Origin of the sequence: Acinetobacter sp. 809848 (genome assembly GCF_000581275.1) — a bacterium.
Classification (GTDB): Bacteria; Pseudomonadota; Gammaproteobacteria; order Pseudomonadales; family Moraxellaceae; genus Acinetobacter; species Acinetobacter pittii.
Map to the genome: position 1 here is coordinate 1 of NZ_JEXG01000158.1, position 917 is coordinate 917.

Here is a 917-nt window from a genome sequence, read left to right on the forward strand (position 1 = left end):
AAGCCATACACTAATAAACAGGATTACGCAGAGTGAACTTGCCAAAGTAAATGCTTCCATCGTGTTTGGAACAAAGTACTGAAGCACCGCTCCGCCCATGATAAAGGTACAAGAGAAAATCAAACCATTTGAAGGAACTGCGCGTTTTGATAAACGACCAAATGCACCCGGTGCCTGACCGTCTTTTGATAAACCAAACAACATACGGCTAGTTGAAAACACGCCGCTGTTCATTGAAGACATCACCGAAGAAAGTACAACTAAGTTCATGATGATGGCTGAAACCGGAATACCCGCATTTAAGAACAACTCAACAAATGGACTTTTATCTGCACGAATGTGATCCCAAGGTGTTACTGACATCACCACAAAGAGTGCCAACACATAGAATAGAATAATACGTACAGGAATCGCGTTAATCGCCTTCGGTAGATTTTTCTCTGGATCTTTCGTTTCAGCGGCTGTTGTACCAATCAATTCAACGCCAATAAAGGCAAAAACGGCAATCTGGAAACCTGCCAAAAATCCGCTTACGCCTTTTGGAAATATGCCGCCATGCGACCACACATTACTTACACTCACAACCTCACCATGCGGAGCTTGAAAATGAGTGAGGAGCATGTAACCACCGACTCCAATCAGGCCAATAATGGCCAAAATCTTAATGAGTGCGAACCAGAATTCAACTTCACCAAATAGCTTAACGGTAAGAAGGTTAAGCCCTAAAATGAATAGTACACAGCTTGAACTAATCATGGCTTGTTGCATGGGTGAGAAACTGGCGCCTTCGGGCAGCCAGAAACTTAAATAGTTAATGACCGCAGACAAATCAGCAATACCGACCAGTACCCAGCCTAACCAATAGGTCCAGCCGATATAGTAGCCAGCCCACGGTCCAATCAAATCATAAGCCATAT

General features: G+C 43.7%; 1 protein-coding gene. It reads right to left on the reverse strand.

Going from position 1 to position 917, the window contains the following annotated elements:
* Window positions 1–917 (reverse strand): amino acid permease (locus J536_RS24540; protein WP_032064314.1); only part of this gene is annotated, 917 nt, incomplete at both ends.